16 protein-coding genes are annotated in these 17,830 nt (G+C 72.2%); 6 read left to right on the top strand and 10 right to left on the bottom strand.

The genetic code is table 11. From position 1 onward, the window contains the following. Window positions 1–61: 61 nt before the first annotated feature. Window positions 62–1,645, bottom strand: a complete 1,584-nt coding sequence (locus ACZ4V6_RS33330) for a helix-turn-helix domain-containing protein (protein WP_467834587.1) — start codon at window positions 1,643–1,645, stop codon at window positions 62–64. A gap of 210 nt (window positions 1,646–1,855) precedes the next feature. Between ACZ4V6_RS33330 and ACZ4V6_RS33335 the strand changes: the two genes are divergently transcribed. After that, the gene (locus tag ACZ4V6_RS33335; RefSeq protein ID WP_467834589.1) at window positions 1,856–2,659 is read left to right on the top strand and encodes a DUF4232 domain-containing protein; all 804 of its coding nucleotides are present in this window, start codon (window positions 1,856–1,858) and stop codon (window positions 2,657–2,659) included. 43 nt (window positions 2,660–2,702) lie between these two features. Here ACZ4V6_RS33335 and hemB read toward each other — a convergent pair whose 3' ends face one another. Beyond that, complete coding sequence (gene hemB / locus ACZ4V6_RS33340; protein ID WP_467834591.1) at window positions 2,703–3,695, bottom strand: porphobilinogen synthase; 993 nt, start codon at window positions 3,693–3,695, stop codon at window positions 2,703–2,705. A 101-nt stretch (window positions 3,696–3,796) separates the two neighbouring features. Between hemB and ACZ4V6_RS33345 the strand changes: the two genes are divergently transcribed. From ACZ4V6_RS33345 to ACZ4V6_RS33355, 3 genes are all read left to right on the top strand, one after another. Then, the gene (locus ACZ4V6_RS33345) at window positions 3,797–4,255 is read left to right on the top strand and encodes a MarR family winged helix-turn-helix transcriptional regulator (RefSeq protein WP_467834593.1); all 459 of its coding nucleotides are present in this window, start codon (window positions 3,797–3,799) and stop codon (window positions 4,253–4,255) included. Window positions 4,256–4,332: 77 nt separating this feature from the next. Next, the gene (locus tag ACZ4V6_RS33350) at window positions 4,333–4,854 is read left to right on the top strand and encodes a hypothetical protein (RefSeq protein WP_467834595.1); all 522 of its coding nucleotides are present in this window, start codon (window positions 4,333–4,335) and stop codon (window positions 4,852–4,854) included. A gap of 1 nt (window position 4,855) precedes the next feature. Next, window positions 4,856–5,815: a D-2-hydroxyacid dehydrogenase family protein gene (locus tag ACZ4V6_RS33355; protein ID WP_467834597.1), complete on the top strand. Its 960-nt coding sequence runs from the start codon at window positions 4,856–4,858 to the stop codon at window positions 5,813–5,815. Between the two features lie 32 nt (window positions 5,816–5,847). Here the strand turns inward: ACZ4V6_RS33355 and ACZ4V6_RS33360 are convergent, their stop codons facing one another. From ACZ4V6_RS33360 to ACZ4V6_RS33375, 4 genes are all read right to left on the bottom strand, one after another. After that, window positions 5,848–6,192, bottom strand: coding sequence for a hypothetical protein (locus ACZ4V6_RS33360; protein WP_467834599.1), 345 nt, complete (start codon window positions 6,190–6,192; stop codon window positions 5,848–5,850). 10 nt (window positions 6,193–6,202) lie between these two features. Further along, window positions 6,203–7,936, bottom strand: coding sequence for an aa3-type cytochrome oxidase subunit I (gene ctaD / locus ACZ4V6_RS33365; protein WP_467834600.1), 1,734 nt, complete (start codon window positions 7,934–7,936; stop codon window positions 6,203–6,205). A gap of 823 nt (window positions 7,937–8,759) precedes the next feature. After that, window positions 8,760–9,800: a helix-turn-helix domain-containing protein gene (locus ACZ4V6_RS33370; protein WP_467834601.1), complete on the bottom strand. Its 1,041-nt coding sequence runs from the start codon at window positions 9,798–9,800 to the stop codon at window positions 8,760–8,762. 416 nt (window positions 9,801–10,216) lie between these two features. Further along, the gene (locus ACZ4V6_RS33375; RefSeq protein WP_467834602.1) at window positions 10,217–10,642 is read right to left on the bottom strand and encodes an ATP-binding protein; all 426 of its coding nucleotides are present in this window, start codon (window positions 10,640–10,642) and stop codon (window positions 10,217–10,219) included. A 159-nt stretch (window positions 10,643–10,801) separates the two neighbouring features. Here ACZ4V6_RS33375 and ACZ4V6_RS33380 point away from each other — a divergent pair, with 159 nt between their 5' ends. Further along, a complete protein-coding gene (locus tag ACZ4V6_RS33380) occupies window positions 10,802–11,635 on the top strand; it encodes a helix-turn-helix domain-containing protein (RefSeq protein WP_467834604.1) in 834 nt (277 codons plus the stop codon). Beyond that, window positions 11,632–11,826, top strand: coding sequence for a DUF397 domain-containing protein (locus ACZ4V6_RS33385; protein ID WP_467834606.1), 195 nt, complete (start codon window positions 11,632–11,634; stop codon window positions 11,824–11,826). Before ACZ4V6_RS33380 ends, ACZ4V6_RS33385 begins: the two co-directional genes overlap by 4 nt. A gap of 729 nt (window positions 11,827–12,555) precedes the next feature. Here ACZ4V6_RS33385 and ACZ4V6_RS33390 read toward each other — a convergent pair. From ACZ4V6_RS33390 to ACZ4V6_RS33405, 4 genes are read right to left on the bottom strand one after another with little or no spacing between them, the layout of a single operon-like run. Then, the gene (locus ACZ4V6_RS33390) at window positions 12,556–14,253 is read right to left on the bottom strand and encodes a bifunctional uroporphyrinogen-III C-methyltransferase/uroporphyrinogen-III synthase (RefSeq protein WP_467834608.1); all 1,698 of its coding nucleotides are present in this window, start codon (window positions 14,251–14,253) and stop codon (window positions 12,556–12,558) included. Beyond that, the gene (gene hemC, locus ACZ4V6_RS33395) at window positions 14,250–15,209 is read right to left on the bottom strand and encodes a hydroxymethylbilane synthase (RefSeq protein ID WP_467834610.1); all 960 of its coding nucleotides are present in this window, start codon (window positions 15,207–15,209) and stop codon (window positions 14,250–14,252) included. The genes ACZ4V6_RS33390 and hemC overlap by 4 nt, the downstream gene beginning before the upstream one ends. Beyond that, window positions 15,206–16,936 carry a glutamyl-tRNA reductase gene (locus ACZ4V6_RS33400; RefSeq protein WP_467834612.1) on the bottom strand — a complete coding sequence of 577 codons (1,731 nt, stop codon included), beginning with the start codon at window positions 16,934–16,936 and terminating at the stop codon, window positions 15,206–15,208. The genes hemC and ACZ4V6_RS33400 overlap by 4 nt, the downstream gene beginning before the upstream one ends. Then, complete coding sequence (locus tag ACZ4V6_RS33405; protein ID WP_467834614.1) at window positions 16,933–17,700, bottom strand: redox-sensing transcriptional repressor Rex; 768 nt, start codon at window positions 17,698–17,700, stop codon at window positions 16,933–16,935. Before ACZ4V6_RS33405 ends, ACZ4V6_RS33400 begins: the two co-directional genes overlap by 4 nt. Window positions 17,701–17,830 lie beyond the last annotated feature (130 nt).

Below are 17,830 nucleotides of genomic sequence, written 5' to 3' on the forward strand. Positions count from 1 at the left end.
CAAGTACGTGCCGTCTACAAGGACGTTTCCGTGATGCGGACACCCTGCCGGCCGGGGCCGGTCAGGTCCCCTCGACCCACTCCCAGGCGTGGCTGCCGAGGGGGTACGCGTAGTAGGACGCGTCCTTCGAGGCGCTGGTGCGGAACGGCTTGCCGTGATCGTCGACGCGCAGGGTCCCCTCCCGGTCGCCGCTCGACCACTCCAGCTCCAGGTACCAGCTCACGTCGTGACCGCTGGTGTGCGCCTTGACGTAGAACACCTCGGGGTCGGACTCGGTGACCTTGTACGGGAAGTCCCGCTGCCCCGCGACCGGCATCGCCAGCGGGGTTCCCAGGTCGAGCGAGACGTCGAAGGCGGCGGTGTCCACCCCGCCGCCGCAGCCGTTGCCCATCACGTACTGGTTCCAGTCCAGCGCCGGCGCGCTGTTCACCACGCGGACGTGCAGGTCCTTGAGGACCACGGTCTCCTCGCCGGTGCCCTGCACGGTGAGGACGACCGTCTGCCGGTTCGCGGAGACCGCGCCGTAGGCGGTGGCCCAGCCGACCGCGTCCTGCTGCGGGGGCGGGGGCAGCACGTTCTGCGGACTGCGGTCGACCAGGAAGGCGTGGTCGCAGGGGGAGTCCCAGTAGTACGGGGTGGTCGACACGGTGAGCGCCGGGCCGCCGGCGGGGGCGCGGCGGCTCGGCACGGCCGTGCTCCCGCGCGTCGCGGACGCCGAGGCGGAGAGGGAGACGGAGGGGCGCGGGGACGGGGAGGCGGACGCCGAGGCGGAGGCGGAGGCGCTCGCGCTGGGCGACGCCGACCGGGTGGCGGCCTCGGACGCCGGGGCGGAGGGCGACACGGCGGCCTCGGCGACCCCGGCCGGACCGCGCCGTCCGTCGTCGCCACCGGTGCCCGACACGAGGTTCGCCACGAGCGTCACGGCACCGGCGATGACGACGACGCCGGTCGCGGCGTACAGGGCGGCACGCGGCACCCGACGGCGTGCCCCGGCCGGGCGGGACGGCGCGGGCGGGCCGGCCGGGGTGAACGGGGCGCCGGGTGCGGGCGGCGCGGCCGGTGCGGGCGAGACCGGGGATCCGCTCTCCTCCGCGGCACCGGCGCCACCGACCTCGGCGGTCCCGGCGCCACCGGCCTCCGCGGTACCGGCGCCACCAGCCTCCGCGGTACCGGCGCCACCGACCTCCGCGGTCCCGGCGCCACCGGCCTCCGCGGTCCCGGCGGCCTCGGTCACGGCGGCTTCTTCCGTCACGGCCTCCGGCGGCCGGGGCCGCGCTTCCGCCCCCGCGCCGGTGCCCGCCTCCCCCGCGGCCTGGCCCCCCGCTTTCTCCCCGGCCTTCCCCGCAGCCTTCTCCCCGGTCTTCCCCGCAGCCTTCTCCCCCGCCTTCTCCTCTGCCTTCTTCACGCCGCGCAGCGCGTCCGCGCGGATCCAGCGGCGGTGGAGTTCGAGCAGTTCCTCGGGGGTCGCCCGGCACACCCGGGCCAGGCGCTCGACGGGCGCGAACTCGACGGGAACGACCTCCCCGCTGACGTACCGGTGCAAGGTGGACGCGCTCATGTGCAACCGCTTGCCCAATGTGCCGAAACTGAGCCCGGACCGCTCCTTGAGCTCCCGCAGCAGTTCCGCGAAGTCGTCCCCAGCCACCGTCTCTCCCTCTCCCCGCATCCCCGCACCGCGTCCCAGAGGGACACTGTTTCCCCAGGTCAGAGCCGTTCCCGGCGTCCCATTGTCCCGCATGTCGCGGCGCTGCTGGCGCACGGGACGACCCGGGACCCAAGCTGTGGTCATCCAAGCAGCCGCTCCCGGCGAACGGTCGAGCGGCTCACCCAACTTCCACCGGAACGGGGCCCCTTCATGTCCGCACGCACCACCCGCACCCGCCTGTTCGCCGCCACCACGGTCGCCCTGGCCGCACTCGCCCTGACCGCCTGTGAGGGAGGTTCGGACACGAGCGCGGAGAGCGGTCCGACCGCCTCCGCGACCGCCACGGGACAGGCCGCCCCGTCCGCCGGCGCCTCCGCCTCCACGGGCGGTGACAAGGCCTCGCCCGGCACGACGGGCTCGTCCACGGGCTCCGGCGGGTCCGACGGCTCCTCCGGCACCGGCACCTCGGGCGGCAGGGGCGGCTCGTCCGACACCTCCGGCTCGTCCGGCGTCTCCGGCTCGTCCGGCGCCTCCGGCTCGTCCGGCGCCTCCGGAGCGGCCGGCGGCAACGGCGGCGGCGCCCAGGGCGGCGGCGCCGAGGACGACATGCCCGGCAAGTGCTCCGCGTCCGACGTGAGGATCACCGCGCAGAAGCTGTCCCGCCCGCTCAACCACCTGCTGCTGACCGCCACCAACACCGGCTCGAAGACCTGCATGCTGCCGCCGTACCCGGCGGCCCGCTTCGGCGAGGCCCAGGCCGTGCCGCCGGTCGCGGAGTCGACCAAGCCGCAGTCGCTGACCGGGGTCGCCCCCGGCGAGGCCGGGTACGCCGGGGTGCTGCTGTCGTCCGGCGACGGCAGCGGTGAGAACGGCTACGAGACGAGCACCCTCACGATCCCCTTCGAGGACGGCTCCATCGCCACGGTCGCCCTGCCCGCCGGCGGCGTGTACGTCGACACCGCGCTGACGGTCACCTACTGGCAGACCGACGTGGACGCCGCCCTCGGCTTCTGAAGGGGTCCCCGCACCCCCTGCACGAAGCACCGGGCGAGGTCGCTCAGCGCAGGGTGCGAGCGACCTCGGTGGCCCAGTAGGTCAGGATGTTGCGCGCGCCGGCCCGCTTGATGCCGGTGAGCGTCTCCAGGATGGCCCGGTCGCGGTCGATCCAGCCCTTCTCCGCGGCGGCCTCGATCATCGAGTACTCGCCGGAGATCTGGTAGGCGGCGACGGGCACGTCCACGGCCTCGGCGACCTTGGCCAGGATGTCGAGGTAGGGGCCGGCCGGCTTGACCATCACCATGTCGGCGCCCTCCTCCAGGTCGAGTGCCAGCTCCCGCATCGACTCGCGCACGTTGGCGCCGTCCTGCTGGTAGGTCTTGCGGTCGCCCTTGAGCGAGGAACCGACGGCCTCGCGGAAGGGCCCGTAGAAGGCGGACGCGTACTTCGCGGTGTAGGCGAGGATCGCGACGTCCTCCCGGCCGATCTGGTCGAGGGCGTCGCGGATGACGCCGATCTGTCCGTCCATCATCCCGCTGGGACCGACCACGTGGGCGCCCGCGTCGGCCTGGACCTGCGCCATCTCGGCGTACCGCTCCAGCGTCGCGTCGTTGTCGACCCGGCCCTCGGCGTCGAGCACACCGCAGTGCCCGTGGTCGGTGAACTCGTCGAGGCACAGGTCGGACATGACGAGCAGCTCGTCCCCGACCTCGGCCCGCACGTCCCGCAGGGCGACCTGGAGGATCCCGTCCGGGTCGGTCCCGGCCGTCCCGGCGGCGTCCTTCTTGGCCTCCTCCGGCACGCCGAACAGCATGATCCCGGAGATCCCGGCCTCGACCGCCTCGGCGGCGGCCTTCTTCAGGCTGTCCCGGGTGTGCTGCACGACCCCGGGCATCGCCTCGATCGGCACCGGCTCGCTCACGCCCTCGCGCACGAAGGCGGGGAGGATGAGGTCGGCGGGATGCAGCCGGGTCTCGGCGACCATCCGACGCATGACGGGAGTGGTCCGCAGCCGCCGGGGCCGGGTGCCGGGAAAGGATCCGTACGTCGTCATACCACCTACGCTACGCCCGCCCCCGCCGTGCCTTTGCCGACGCGGAGTCGGCCCCGGGAAGGCTTGACCTCGACCAAGCTTGAGCTTCTACGGTCGGCGCCATGGACTACTCGCACAGCGACGCCGAACTGATCCGGCAGCCCGCCGGCTACTGGACGTGGGCGGCCTACAAGGCCGTCGTCACCCGCACCCGCACCGCCCTCGCCGGGATCGGCACGACCCAGCCCCAGTGGTGGGTGCTCGCCCAGGTCGCCCGCGCGGACACCCCGAAGACCCGCGCCGAGGTCTCCCGCGTCCTGCGCGGCTACCTCGACGCGGGCCCGGAGACGATGGAGTCGGAGATCGACGCGACGATCGACGCGGGCTGGGTCACCGAGCACGCCGACGGCCGCCTGACCCTCACGCCCGAGGGCGGCGCCTTCTACGAGAAGGCGGCCGCCCTCCAGACCGACCTGTGGACGGAACGCCACGCCGGAATCTCCGACGAGGAGTACCTGACCACCATGAAGGTCCTCCAACGCCTCATCCACAACACGGGCGGCCACGCCTGGCACCACTGACCCGCCCTTCGCAGCACGGCCGGCGTCCCGGACGCGGACGGCGGAACCGATCACCGGTGCGGGAGGTCCGAGCAGACGTGGCAGCCTTCCTCTTCCTGACCCTGCTCCTCGCGCCGTTCCTGACGCCGTTCGTCGTCCTGGGCGCCGCGGGGGCGCTCGCCGTGCGGGCGTGGCGCCGGGAGCCGGGGAACGGGCTGCGCATGCCCGGCGCCGTGCCGTGCGCTCTGCTGGCCGTGCTGGCCGGATCGGCGGCCCTGGGTGCCTACGCGTACGGCGTGAACCAGGGCTTCTACCTCCTGGACCCCGACCAGATGTGCGCCGCCGCCGGTGCGCCGGGCGATCACGTGGTGACCCGGATGACCCTGCCGGTCAGCGCGCAGTGCGTCACGTCGAACGGCGTGGGCACCGAGCTGGTGCCCGGCTGGGTGAACCCGGTCGTCCTCATCGGCCTGGCGGTCTTCGTACTCGCCCTCCCGGCCGCCGTCGCCCCGGCACTGCACCGGACGTGGGAACGGGTCCGGCCACAGCGTCGTGCCGGACAATCCGAAGACCCCCGCCCACCCCGCGGCGGAGACACCGGCCTCACCGGAAAGGGCTGACATGCGCCTGCGCTGCGCCGTGCTCGACGACTACCAGGACATCGCCACCACCGTCGCCGACTGGAGCCCGGTCGGCGACCGGGTGGAGGTCACCGCCTTCACCCGGCACTTCGCCACCGAGGACGAACTGGCCGAGGCCCTCGCGGACTTCGACATCGTGGTGACCCTGCGCGAACGCGTCCCGTTCCCCGCCTCCCTCCTCGGCCGGCTCCCCCGCCTGAAGCTGATCGTCGCGTCCGGCATGCGCAACTCCGTCATCGACCACGCGGCCGCCGAGCGGGGCGGCGTCACGGTCTGCGGCACGCAGAGCTCCCCCACCCCGCCGGTGGAACTGACCTGGGCGCTCCTCCTCGGGCTGGCCCGCGGCATCGTGCCGGAGAACAACGCCCTGCGCGCGGGCGGCCCGTGGCAGTCGACGGTCGGCGCGGACCTGCACGGCCGCCGCCTCGGCCTGCTCGGACTCGGCAAGATCGGCAGCAGGGTGGCGCGGGTGGGCCTCGCCTTCGGCATGGAGGTCACGGCCTGGAGCCCGAACCTCACCAAGGAACGCACGGACGAGGCGGGCACCGAACTGGCACCGTCGAAGGAGGAGCTGCTGCGCACCAGCGACTTCGTCTCGCTCCACCTGGTCCTGGGCGACACCACCCGGGGCATTCTGGGCGCCCCCGAACTGGCCCTGATGAAGCCGACCGCGTACCTGGTCAACACCTCCCGCTCGGCCCTCGTCGACCAGGAGGCGCTGCTCACCGCCCTGCACGAGGCCCGGATCGCCGGCGCGGCGGTCGACGTCTTCGACACCGAGCCCCTGCCCGCCGGCCACCCGATGCGCACCGCCCCCCGCCTGCTGGCCACCCCGCACCTCGGCTACGTCTCCCACCGCAACTACGCCACGTACTACGGCCAGGCGGTCGAGGCCATCGAGGCCTACCTCGCCGGCACCCCGGTCCGCCGCCTCGGCTGATTCCCCGCGGGCCGGCGGCGGCGCCTCCGCGCTCACACGATCAGGCACAGGACGAACACGGCCACCACGAGCCCGGTCAGTGTCAGGGCGAACAGCCGCGTCTTCAGTTCGGCGTACCGCTGCTCGTACTCCTCCCTCAGCTCCTGCGCCCGGCGTGCCGTGCGTTCCAGGTACTGCCGCGCCAGGAGCAGCCGCCGCTCCGTCAGCGCGGAGACGACTGCTTCGCGCTGGGCGGAGGTCAGCCAGTCGAGCCTGTCCGCCGTCTCCTCGGCGTCGGCCCGCGCCCGCTCCACCTCCGACTGCCACAGCAGGTACCCCTCCAGCCGGCGCATGCCGGCCTCGACGTGGGTGCCGGCGTCCTCCTCCGGGGTCGCCATGCCGGGGCGGCTATTCGGCACCGTCGAGCGGGGGCCGGTTCGCACGGCCGTGCGGTTCCGGCTCGACGACGTCGCGCCGGCCGACGTTCTCCTCCTGCTCGGCTTGCGACAGGCCGGGGTGGTGCAGGTCGAAGGCGGGGGACTCGCTGCGGATGCGCGGCAGGGTGACGAAGTTGTGCCGCGGCGGCGGGCAGGAGGTCGCCCACTCCAGCGAGCGGCCGTAGCCCCACGGGTCGTCCACGCCGACCGGCACGCCGTACTTGGCGGTCTTCCAGATGTTGTACAGGAACGGCAGCATCGAGGCCCCGAGGAGGAAGGACCCGATGGTGGAGACGGTGTTGAGGGTGGTGAAGCCGTCGGCCGCCAGGTAGTCGGCGTAGCGGCGGGGCATGCCCTCGGCGCCCAGCCAGTGCTGGACCAGGAAGGTGGTGTGGAAGCCGACGAACAGCGTCCAGAAATGGACCTTGCCGATGCGCTCGTCGAGCAGCTTGCCGGTGAACTTCGGCCACCAGAAGTAGAAGCCGGCGAACATCGCGAACACCACGGTGCCGAAGACCACGTAGTGGAAGTGCGCCACCACGAAGTAGGTGTCGGAGACGTGGAAGTCCATCGGCGGCGAGGCCAGCAGGACACCGGTCAGGCCGCCGAAGAGGAAGGTGACGAGGAAGCCCAGTGCCCAGAGCATGGGCGTCTCGAAGGACAGGGAGCCCCTCCACAGCGTGCCGATCCAGTTGAAGAACTTCACACCGGTCGGGACCGCGATCAGGAAGGACATGAAGGAGAAGAAGGGCAGCAGCACCCCACCGGTCACGAACATGTGGTGGGCCCACACCGTCACCGACAGACCCGCGATCGCGATCGTGGCGCCGACGAGACCCGCGTAACCGAAGATCGGCTTGCGGGAGAAGACCGGGATGATCTCGGTGATGATGCCGAAGAACGGCAGCGCGATGATGTACACCTCGGGGTGCCCGAAGAACCAGAACAGGTGCTGCCACAGCAGTGGTCCGCCGTTGGCCGCGTCGTACACGTGGGCGCCGAACTTGCGGTCCGCCTCCAGGGCGAACAGGGCCGCGGCCAGCACCGGGAAGGCCAGCAGGACCAGCACACCGGTCAGCAGGACGTTCCAGGTGAAGATCGGCATGCGGAACATGGTCATGCCGGGGGCGCGCATGCAGATGATCGTGGTGATGAAGTTGACCGAGCCGAGGATGGTGCCGAAGCCGGAGAAGCCCAGACCCATGATCCACAGGTCACCGCCGACGCCGGGCGAGTGCGCCGAGTCGGACAGCGGGTTGTAGGCGAACCAGCCGAAGTCGGCCGCGCCCTGCGGGGTGAGGAAGCCGCCCACGGCGATCAGCGAGCCGAACAGGTAGAGCCAGTAGGCGAACATGTTCAGCCGGGGGAAGGCCACGTCCGGCGCGCCGATCTGCAGCGGCATGATCCAGTTCGCGAAGCCGGCGAACAGCGGCGTCGCGAACATCAGCAGCATGACCGTGCCGTGCATCGTGAACGCCTGGTTGAACTGCTCGTTCGAGACGATCTGCAGGCCCGGCCGGGCCAGTTCGGCCCGGATCACGAGGGCCATCACGCCGCCGATGAGGAAGAAGGCGAAGGACGTGATGATGTAGAGGCTGCCGATGGTCTTGTGGTCGGTCGTGGTGAGCCACTTGACCACGATGTTCCCCGGCTTCTGCCGGGGTGGTTCGATCGTGGCGCGGGAGGGCTGGTCGACTGCGGTCATGGGGATCTCTCCTGAAACGGTCACCGATGGAGTACGGGCCGGCTCTGGACCAGGCCGGCGAACGGGCGTGGCCGGGTATTCGGCCGGCCGTCGGTGCGGTGAACCGGCCCAGGGGATCGATGCTGCTCCGGTGACCGGTGCGACAGCGGCCGGGCCGGTCGCGGTCGGCCCCGGCCCGACGGCAGGCCCCGTTCCAGGTGGAGGCACCCGGCGCGAGGATCGGAACCACGCCGGGCGGGCCGGCGCCGGGATCGCGCTCAGTCTGCTGCGGAACAACGGTGGCGCCGGGGCCGCGCTGATGCATCTGGTCGTCTTTCTGGGCGCATGCGTGCGGCGGCAGTTTGCCACCGCCGGTGCGGCCCGCGGCGTGTGCCACGCCGTGGAGCGGCCGCGGAGGTCGCCGGTCCGCTCACCCGTTCCGGTCCGCACGGTCCGCGCGCCGGGACCCGTGGCCCGCGGTTTCACCGGTTCGGCCGCTGCCCGGTCGGCGTAGCGCTTCCCCGCGGCGGTGAGCAGGTCCTCCCGCTCGCCGGCGCCTGCCCGGACCGGCGGATCAGGGGCTCCGACTGGGAAGCACGGCACGTCCGAACCGCGCGTTCACGCGGCTCCGGCGGGTTTCTCCTGGGGCAGGCATCGGCAGGTCTCCTCTCACGAGACCCATCTGACCGGCTGTCACCCGTCTCCGCATCTCGAGGCCCTCGCCGCGCACCGCGATGCCGAGGGCCGCCGCCGCGCCCTCGGCCGCCGCTCGCTCGGCCGTGTCACCGGGTCCCCGGCGCCAAGAGCCGCCGCCTCGGCTGAATCCCTGCGAGGCGGCACCGGATCAGGCGGCGCGGGCGACTCCTCGGGCGCTCGCGGATACGGGCCGACAGTCACGGCAGCGCCCGGGCTGCGGCGACCGGAAGGCCCGTTCGCAGCCGTCGCACGTCTGGAAGGGGTCAGGGCGGCCCGTACTTCCCCCGCTCGCCCCTGAGCCCGCCGACGGCACCGGAGCCGTGGGCAGAGGCGGGGGCATCAGTTCGCGCAGGCGGTAGGCGAGCACGCGCGCCGCGCACCGCATCTCCTCCGGAAGGCCGGACGTCAGCGTGTGGTGGACGGCGGCGGCGGTGGCACCTCCCTCGAACCAGCGGATGATCAACGGCGCCAGGGAGTCCACGTCCCGGGAGGCGAGGGTGAGACGGTCGTCGGTACGGCGCAGTCCCGCCAGGAGGGCGACGGCCTGGTCATGCCGACGGTCCGCGACCGCCCGGCCGCCCGCACTCCGCGTGGCGGACGGCGGGTCGTCCCGTTCCGCCACATCGACTACGGCCGCCGCCACGGGACCTACGGCCCGTACTGCCTCGACCACGGGCTGGCTGCACCGGGTCGGCGGACGATGCGGGGCGCGGGATTGATCGCCCTCCTGCGACGGTTCCTGAGCCCCGTCCGGGGAACGGGCGGCGGAGCCCTGATCACGCACCACGGTCACGGCACGTCGGCGTACGGCCGGCGAGACCGCACGCTCCGGCGTGTGATGGGCGTACGTGCGCGTGACCAGGTGCCCCGTCTCCGAGCGCTCGCGCACCCGCTCCAGGTAGCCGTGGTCCTCCAGCTCCCGCAGCCCGGAGGCGATCCGCTCGCGCCCTTCCGGGAAGCGGCCGGCGAGGGTGCGGATGTCCACGAGGGCGCCCTCGGGCAGCGACAGGATGTGCGTGGCCAGCCCGATCGCGGTCAGCGACAACTGGCGGTGCTGGGCGAGGTGGTTGCCGATGACGACGTACTGACCCGACTGGTGGGTGCGGACGTGGATGACACCGGAGCGGGTGTCGGACCGGCGAACACCCTGCTTCGGGCGCGCGACGGCACTAGGCTTCTGTTCAGCCATGGGGAAGGCCTTTCTACTTCCTCATTGGTCAGGCCCTCGTCCGGGAGTGCTAGTCCCGACGGGGGCCGATCCATGTCTGGTCGTTCTGGTCGGTGGAGGCGCGACGTACTCGCCTCGCGCCGAGCCTGCACGCCCGAACTCCTCCCGCGCCACCCGTTCGGCGGCTTTTCACCCGCCCGTGTGATCAGGTCCGGGTTTGGTTGGTTGGGTAGGTATTTTCCCCGGGTTGTTTGGTCTTTTACCGCCCGAGGCCCCGACGCCCGGCCCACCGGCCCCCACGATCCCGGGCGTCGGCACGAGGGCCGTCCGAACACCAGCGTCGCCCCGGGCGGCGCACAGTCCTTTCGCCGCGGAGTCGTCGAGGGCGGCGCACGCTTCCTCACTCTGAGGCGGGCCGGGCCGAGGGCGATCGGGCGTCAGTGCTTGAGGTCCAGCTCGGCCCACACGGTCTTGGTCGGCACCGGCCCGCACCGCACACCCCAGCGATCGGCCAACTCCTCGACGAGCAGCAGACCGTGACCCGACTCCGCGCACGTGCCCACCGTCGCCCGGGGACTGACGGGCAGCCGGTCGCCCCGGGTGTCGGTCAGCTCGATGCTGAGGGTGCCCGGCGGGACGACGGTGAGAGCGAGCCGGAAGCTGCGTCCGGGGACCCGGCCGTGCAGGACGGCGTTCGCGGCGAGTTCGGCCACGATCAGCCGGGCCGGGTCCGACGGCAGCCCCCACGCCTGCAGTTGCTCAACTGCGAGCAGCCGGGCCAACCGGGCACCACGGCGCGTGGCGGACAGGGGCACGGAGAAGTGGTGCAGCGGAACACGGCGGGTGGAGATTCCCTGATTCATGTCACCCAGCGTGTTCACGCCTGCATACGCTGTGAAGGTGGCTGGCCCGTGCGGCCGGTGGCTGTCCGTGCCGCGTCCGGTTCCGTCCGGGCTGTACGGGGTGACCGGGAGCGGGCGCAGGGGTTGGACCGGGGAAGGGCGCGGCGAGAGGGCGGGCACATGAGCGACGGCGACGTGAACCCGGAGGACGAGGAAGCCGGGGCCGTGGTGCGGACGATCGCACGACAGCTGAAGCTGTGGCGGGAGTCCGCCGGCCTCACCCAGGCGGAGTTCGGTGCGGCCATCGGGTACGGCGAGGAACTGGTCTCCTCGGTGGAGCGGGGACGGCGCATCCCGCGCCCGGAGTACCTGGACGCGGCGGACCGGGCGCTGAACGCGGGTGGCCGGATCTCGGCGATGACACGGGACTTGGCAGAGGTCCGCTACCCCAAGAAGGTACGGGACCTGAAGAAGCTGGAGGCGGAATCTGTCGAGCTCTGCGCCTACAACAATTCCGTCGTGCACGGGCTGTTGCAGACAGAGGAGTACGCGCTGGCCGTCTTCAGCGCACGGCGTCCGCCCTTCACCGCCGACGAGCTGGAACAGCGGCTGGCAGCCCGCGTCGCCCGTCAGGAGATCGTCAACGGCACAGCGGCACGCCCTGTCTTCAGCTTCGTCCAGTGCGAGTCGACGCTGCGTCGCCCCATCGGAGGCAAGATGGTCATGCGCAGGCAGCTCCAACGACTCCTGGAGGTGGCCGAGTTCCGCAACGTCGATCTCCAGGTGCTACCGCTCGGGCATGAGGAGAATCCGGGGCTCGCCGGTTCGTTCCGACTGCTCAGACTGAAGGACGGCACCACGGTTGGTCATGTGGAGGTGCAGCACATCAGCCGCGTGATCACCGACCCGAAAGAGGTGCAACTCCTCGACATGCGCTATGGAATCATCCGGGCACAGGCTCTCAGCACCCGAGAGACAATGGCCCTCATCGAGAAGGTGCTTGGAGAGACATGATCCCCGAGAACGCCCCTGAGCTGGAGTGGATAAAGAGCAGCTACAGCACGGACGAGGGGCCCGACTGCGTAGAAGTGGCCGCAATCCCGGATCGCATCCTCGTCCGCGACTCCAAGAACCCCACCGGCCCTCGCCTCGCCCTCACTCCCGCCACCTGGGCGGCCTTCCTGCCGCACGCCGCCGCCCACTGATGCATCGAGCGACACGGTCCGCACCTCGGATGCCGAGGTGCGGACCGTGCTCACGTCATCACTCGGCAGGCGTAGCCGCCTCCGGCGCGTCACCTTCGCCACGCGCCTGCTGCAACGTCTCCTCGGGCGCGGGCAGGTTGTCCGCGTCGTCGAGGCTCGGGTCACGCAGCCAGGTGATGTCGAGGCTGGCCTTGTCGCGGGCGATCAGTTCGTCGTACGTGAACGCCTTGAAGCGCTCGGTCTCGACACGCTTCGAGCGATCCTCGTCCGGCCGGTAGCGTTGCGCGGGTCAAACTCTCCCCACACCGAAAGCAGCGGAGGTGTCCCCAAGGGGCGCCCCCGCCTCACCTCACGTCGACGGCCGCCGCCTCCGCGACCGGCCTGCGCCAAGGTCTGTCGAGTAAGCCTTGGCTCACTGTCACTGCTTCGCATACAGCCCTTGGCAGTGCTTGGTTGTGGCCCTCGAGTCCGTCCGCTGGTGTCAGGTGGACTCGAGGGCACACCTTCTTCTGACGCAGGACGGTTCGAGCCGTCATTGCCGTGCTCTGAAAAGACCTCTTCTCACAAGACGTGTCGAGTTTCGCAGAGGCCTGGAAATTTCGTCCCCGCCATAGAACAGGCAACCCCGCCGTCCACAGAAGACGGCGGGGTTGCCTGTTGTTCGATTGTGTACGTGTGGCAGGCCGTCCTTGCTGCGGTCTGCCGCCCGAGCCCGGGCTCCGGCGACCGCTACGTCGAGGACCGCCGCCTGCGCGCCCCCGGTCGCCGCTCGCTCGGCCGGGTCACCGGATCCCCGGCGTCCAGGGCCGCCGCGCGGCGCCGCAGGCCGAAGTCGGCCAGGGCCTCCGCCAGCTTGTGGACGGACGGCTCGGGAGCCATGACGTCCACACGCAGCCCGTGCTCCTCGGCGGTCTTGGCCGTGGCCGGGCCGATGCACGCGATCACCGTGACGTTGTGCGGCTTGCCCGCGATGCCGACCAGGTTGCGCACCGTGGACGACGACGTGAACAGCACCGCGTCGAAACCGCCACCCTTGATCGCCTCGCGGGTCTCGGCCGGCGGCGGCGAGGCGCGCACCGTGCGGTAGGCCGTGACGTCGTCGACCTCCCAGCCCAGCTCGATCAGCCCGGCCACCAGGGTCTCGGTGGCGATGTCGGCGCGCGGCAGGAAGACGCGGTCGATCGGGTCGAAGACCGGGTCGTAGGGCGGCCAGTCCTCCAGCAGACCGGCGGCCGACTGCTCGCCGCTCGGCACCAGGTCCGGCTTCACGCCGAAGGCGATGAGCGCCTTGGCGGTCTGCTCGCCCACCGCGGCGACCTTGATCCCCGCGAAGGCACGGGCGTCGAGCCCGTACTCCTCGAACTTCTCCCGGACGGCCTTCACCGCGTTGACCGACGTGAAGGCGATCCACTCGTAGCGGCCCGTCACCAGGCCCTTGACCGCCCGCTCCATCTGCTGCGGGGTGCGCGGGGGCTCCACCGCGATGGTCGGCACCTCGTGCGGCACGGCGCCGTAGGACCGCAGCTGGTCGGAGAGCGACGCCGCCTGCTCCTTCGTGCGCGGCACGAGGACCTTCCAGCCGAACAGCGGCTTGGACTCGAACCACGACAGCTGGTCGCGCCGGGCGTTGGCACTGCGCTCGCCGACCACGGCTATCACCGGGCGGCCGCCGTCCGGGGACGGCAGCACCTTGGCCTGCTTCAGCGTCTGCGCGACCGTGCCGAGCGTCGCCGTCCAGGTGCGCTGCCGCGTCGTCGTACCGGCGACGGTCACCGTCAGCGGGGTGTCCGGCTTGCGGCCGGCCGACACCAGCTCACCGGCGGCCGCGGCCACCGAGTCCAGCGTCGTCGACACCACGACCGTCCCGTCGGAGGCGCCCACCTCGGTCCAGCAGCGGTCCGACGCCGTACGGGCGTCCACGAACCGCACGTCGGCACCCTCGGTGTCCCGCAGCGGCACACCGGCGTACGCGGGCACGCCGACGGCGTTCGCGATGCCCGGGACGACCTCGAAGGGCACCCCGGCCGCGGCGCACGCGAGCATCTCCTCGGCGGCGCACGTGTCGAGCCCGGGGTCCCCGGTCACCGCACGCACGACCCGCCTGCCGCCCCGCGCGGCCTCCATGACAAGATGTGCGGCATCCCGCACAGCGGGGACGCCGCCGGTCGTTGACGTGCCGTCAACGACCGTCAGCTGGGGCGTGCCTGCGCCCGGATCCGACGGATCGGCATCCGTGTGCACCTCGGCGACGCCCTGCCTCGCGTGCGTCCGCACGACGTCGAGCACCTCGTGCTCGGCGACGAGGACGTCCGCGTTCGCCAGCGCCTCCACGGCGCGCAGAGTCAGTAGTCCCGGATCTCCGGGTCCGGCACCGAGGAAGGTGACGTGCCCGTGTTCCGGACAGGCGGGAAAGGCGGTGGGGCTCAATGTGCTCGCTCCCCCATCAGACCGGCCGCGCCCTGGGCGAGCATCTCGGTGGCGAGTTCGCGACCGAGTGCCAGTGCCGCCTCGTGCGTCTGGGGCACGGGACCGGTGGTGGACAGCTGCACCAGCGTCGAGCCGTCGGTCGTGCCGACGACGCCGCGCAGGCGCATTTCCTTGACAGTCTGCCCGTCGGCCAGGAGGTCGGCCAGCGCGCCCACGGGGGCGCTGCAGCCGGCTTCCAGGGCGGCGAGCAGTGACCGCTCGGCCGTGACGGCGGCCCGCGTGAACGGGTCGTCGAGCTCGGCGAGCGCGGCGATCAGCGCAGCGTTGTCCGCGGTGCACTCGATCGCCAGGGCCCCCTGGCCGGGGGCGGGCAGAACCGTGTCGACCGACAGGAAGTCGGTCACCTCGTCGATGCGTCCGACGCGGTTCAGCCCGGCGGCGGCCAGCACGACCGCGTCGAGCTCACCGCTGCGGACGTACCCGATGCGGGTGTCGACGTTGCCCCGGATCGGGACCGTCTCGATCTCCAGCCCGTGCGCGCGGGCGTACGCGTTCAGCTGGGCCATGCGGCGCGGCGCGCCCGTGCCTATGCGCGCCCCGCTGGGCAGGTCGGTGAACTTCCGCGCGTCCCGGGCGACGATGACGTCGCGCGGGTCCTCGCGCACGGGGGTGGCCGCCAGGACCAGGCCCTCGTGCTGTGCGGTGGGGAGGTCCTTGAGCGAATGAACCGCGAAGTCCACGTCACCCCGCAGCAGGGCCTCGCGCAGCGCGGCGACGAACACGCCCGTGCCGCCGATCTGGGCCAGGTGCTCGCGGGACGTGTCGCCGTACGTGGTGATCTCGACGAGCTCCACGGGCCGTCCGGTCACCTGGCTCACGGCATCCGCCACCTGCCCGGACTGGGCCATGGCGAGCTTGCTGCGCCTCGTCCCCAGTCTCAGTGCCTTCTCAGTCATGCCGGCCCTCGGTTCTTCTCAGTGCTGTTCTCGGTCCGCGAGACGGAGGCCACCGTCTCCTGGTCGAGGTCGAAAAGGGTGCGCAGCGCGTCCGCGTACCCGGCGCCGCCGGGCTCGGCGGCGAGCTGCTTGACCCGGACCGTCGGCGCGTGCAGCAGCTTGTCGACCACACGCTTGACGGTCTGGGTGATCTCGGCGCGGTGCTTGTCGTCGAGACCCGGCAGCCGCCCCTCCAGCCGGGCGATCTCACCGGCGACGACGTCGGCGGCCATGCTGCGCAGCGCGACGACGGTGGGGGTGATGCGCGCGGCCCGCTGGGCGGCGCCGAAGGCCGTGACCTCGTCGGCGACGATCCGGCGGACCGTGTCGACGTCGGCGGCCATCGGAGCGTCGGCCGAGGCCTCGGCGAGCGACTCGATGTCCACCAGCCGCACCCCGGTCAGCCGGTGCACGGCGGCGTCGACGTCGCGCGGCATGGCGAGGTCGAGGAGGAAGAGCACGGGATGCGGGCGCGGCACCCCGGCGACCGGCTCGGGCCGGCGCCTCTCGGGGATCCGGCCCGTGCTCGCGGCCGCCGCGGCGAGCGCGCCGATCAGCTCGGCGTCCGCCTCCGGTCCCGGCCGGCCCGCCTCGCGCGGCCGGTCCACGGCCGTGCCGCCGGCGGCCCAGGCCCCGTGCTGCTCCAGCGTCGCCGCGTCCATGCCGGCCACGGCGGCCTCCCCCATGACGGAGAAGCCGGTCGGTACGGAGGACAGGTCCAGCGGGCAGTTCTCGTCGCCGCCGGCGCCCGGAAGAGGCGTTTCGGCACCCCGCCGGGCCTCGGCGGGGCCGGCGTCCGCGGCCGGACGGGCCGCGTCGTCCACGGCCACGGCCGCGGGCGTGCCGGTGCGGCCCTCCACCGAGGCCGCCACGGCGTCGGCCGTGAGGACCAGCCCGGTCGCCCCGGTGCAGGAGACGGCCACGTCGGCACGTGTCAGCTCGGCCGGCACCGCGTCCATCGGTACCGCGCGGGCCAGCACGTCCGTGTCGTCGCCCTCGGACAGGATCCGCGCGAGCCGCTCGGCCCGCTCGAAGGTGCGGTTGGCGACCACGATCTCGGCGACCCCGGCACGGGCCAGCGTGGCGGCGGCCAGCGACGACATCGAGCCGGCGCCGATGACCAGCGCCTTCTTGCCCCGTGCCCAGGTCTGGACGTCGGCGCCCGCGGCGAGCTGCTCCAGGCCGAAGGTGACCAGGGACTGCCCGGCGCGGTCGATGCCGGTCTCGGAGTGGGCGCGCTTGCCGACCCGGAGCGCCTGCTGGAACAGGTCGTTCAGGAGCCGGCCGGCGGTGTGCAGGTCCTGGGCGCGGGCCAGGCAGTCCTTTATCTGGCCGAGGATCTGGCCCTCGCCGACCACCATCGAGTCGAGCCCACAGGCCACCGAGAACAGGTGGTGGACGGCCCGGTCCTCGTAGTGCACGTAAAGATAAGGAGTGAGCTCGTCCAGGCCGACCCCGCTGTGCTGGGCGAGCAGCGTGGACAGCTCGGCGACACCGGCGTGGAACTTGTCCACGTCGGCGTAGAGCTCGATGCGGTTGCAGGTGGCCAGGAGCGCGGCCTCGGCGGCCGGTTCGGCGGCGACGGTGTCCTGCAGCAGCTTGGACTGCGCGTCCGCGTTCAGCGAGGCGCGCTCCAGGACGCTGACGGGGGCACTGCGGTGACTCAGTCCGACGACGAGGAGACTCATGCCGGCATCACGGCGGGCACGTCCCCGTCGGGTCCCTGGTCGGCGGAGGGCTGCTTGCGGGCGGCGACGGGCGGTACGGCACCGGCGTCGGCCGCGGCCTCCTCACCGGCCTTGCGCTGCTCGTGGAAGGCGAGGATCTGCAGCTCGATGGAGAGGTCGACCTTGCGCACGTCGACGCCCTCGGGGACGTTCAGCACGGTCGGCGCGAAGTTCAGGATGGAGGTGACGCCGGCGGCCACGAGCCGGTCGCAGACCTGCTGGGCGGCACCGGCGGGGGTCGCGATCACACCGATCGAGACGCCGTCCTCCCGGATGATCTTCTCCAGCTCGTCGGTGTGCTGCACGGGGATGCCCGCGACGGGCTTTCCGGCCATCTGCGGGTCGGCGTCGATGAGCGCGGCGACGCGGAAGCCGCGGGAGGCGAACCCGCCGTAGTTGGCGAGCGCGGCGCCGAGGTTTCCGATGCCGACGATCACGACCGGCCAGTCCTGGGTGAGCCCCAGTTCGCGCGAGATCTGGTAGACGAGATACTCGACGTCGTAGCCGACGCCCCGGGTCCCGTAGGAGCCGAGGTAGGAGAAGTCCTTGCGCAGCTTCGCGGAGTTGACTCCCGCCGCGGCCGCCAGCTCCTCGGAAGAGACCGTGGGGACCGAGCGCTCCGACAGTGCGGTGAGGGCTCGGAGGTACAGCGGAAGCCGGGCGACGGTGGCCTCGGGAATCCCTCGGCTGCGGGTCGCCGGTCGGTGTGTTCGGCCAGTTGCCACGGTGCTCCTGCGGGTAGAGCGGGGCTGTAGGCGGTCATACGTCCCTACATGACCGCCCCGTCGCATGCAGGCTATGTCTTTGTGAACGCGTGCACAAAGATGGTGTCCGATTTGCCCGGCCAACGTGACC

The organism is Streptomyces sp. NPDC029152, assembly GCF_055564355.1.

Excerpts from the sequence above, each read along its gene's own strand:
- ACZ4V6_RS33335 (WP_467834589.1), top strand. The coding sequence starts at position 1,856 with ATGTCCGCACGCACCACCCGCACCCGCCTGTTCGCCGCCACCACGGTC.
- ACZ4V6_RS33375 (WP_467834602.1), bottom strand. The coding sequence starts at position 10,642 with ATGAATCAGGGAATCTCCACCCGCCGTGTTCCGCTGCACCACTTCTCC.
- ACZ4V6_RS33345 (WP_467834593.1), top strand. The coding sequence starts at position 3,797 with ATGGACTACTCGCACAGCGACGCCGAACTGATCCGGCAGCCCGCCGGC.
- ACZ4V6_RS33360 (WP_467834599.1), bottom strand. The coding sequence starts at position 6,192 with ATGGCGACCCCGGAGGAGGACGCCGGCACCCACGTCGAGGCCGGCATG.
- ACZ4V6_RS33370 (WP_467834601.1), bottom strand. The coding sequence starts at position 9,800 with ATGGCTGAACAGAAGCCTAGTGCCGTCGCGCGCCCGAAGCAGGGTGTT.
- hemC (WP_467834610.1), bottom strand. The coding sequence starts at position 15,209 with ATGACTGAGAAGGCACTGAGACTGGGGACGAGGCGCAGCAAGCTCGCC.
- ACZ4V6_RS33400 (WP_467834612.1), bottom strand. The coding sequence starts at position 16,936 with ATGAGTCTCCTCGTCGTCGGACTGAGTCACCGCAGTGCCCCCGTCAGC.
- ctaD (WP_467834600.1), bottom strand. The coding sequence starts at position 7,936 with ATGACCGCAGTCGACCAGCCCTCCCGCGCCACGATCGAACCACCCCGG.
- hemB (WP_467834591.1), bottom strand. The coding sequence starts at position 3,695 with ATGACGACGTACGGATCCTTTCCCGGCACCCGGCCCCGGCGGCTGCGG.
- ACZ4V6_RS33385 (WP_467834606.1), top strand. The coding sequence starts at position 11,632 with ATGATCCCCGAGAACGCCCCTGAGCTGGAGTGGATAAAGAGCAGCTAC.
- ACZ4V6_RS33380 (WP_467834604.1), top strand. The coding sequence starts at position 10,802 with ATGAGCGACGGCGACGTGAACCCGGAGGACGAGGAAGCCGGGGCCGTG.
- ACZ4V6_RS33355 (WP_467834597.1), top strand. The coding sequence starts at position 4,856 with ATGCGCCTGCGCTGCGCCGTGCTCGACGACTACCAGGACATCGCCACC.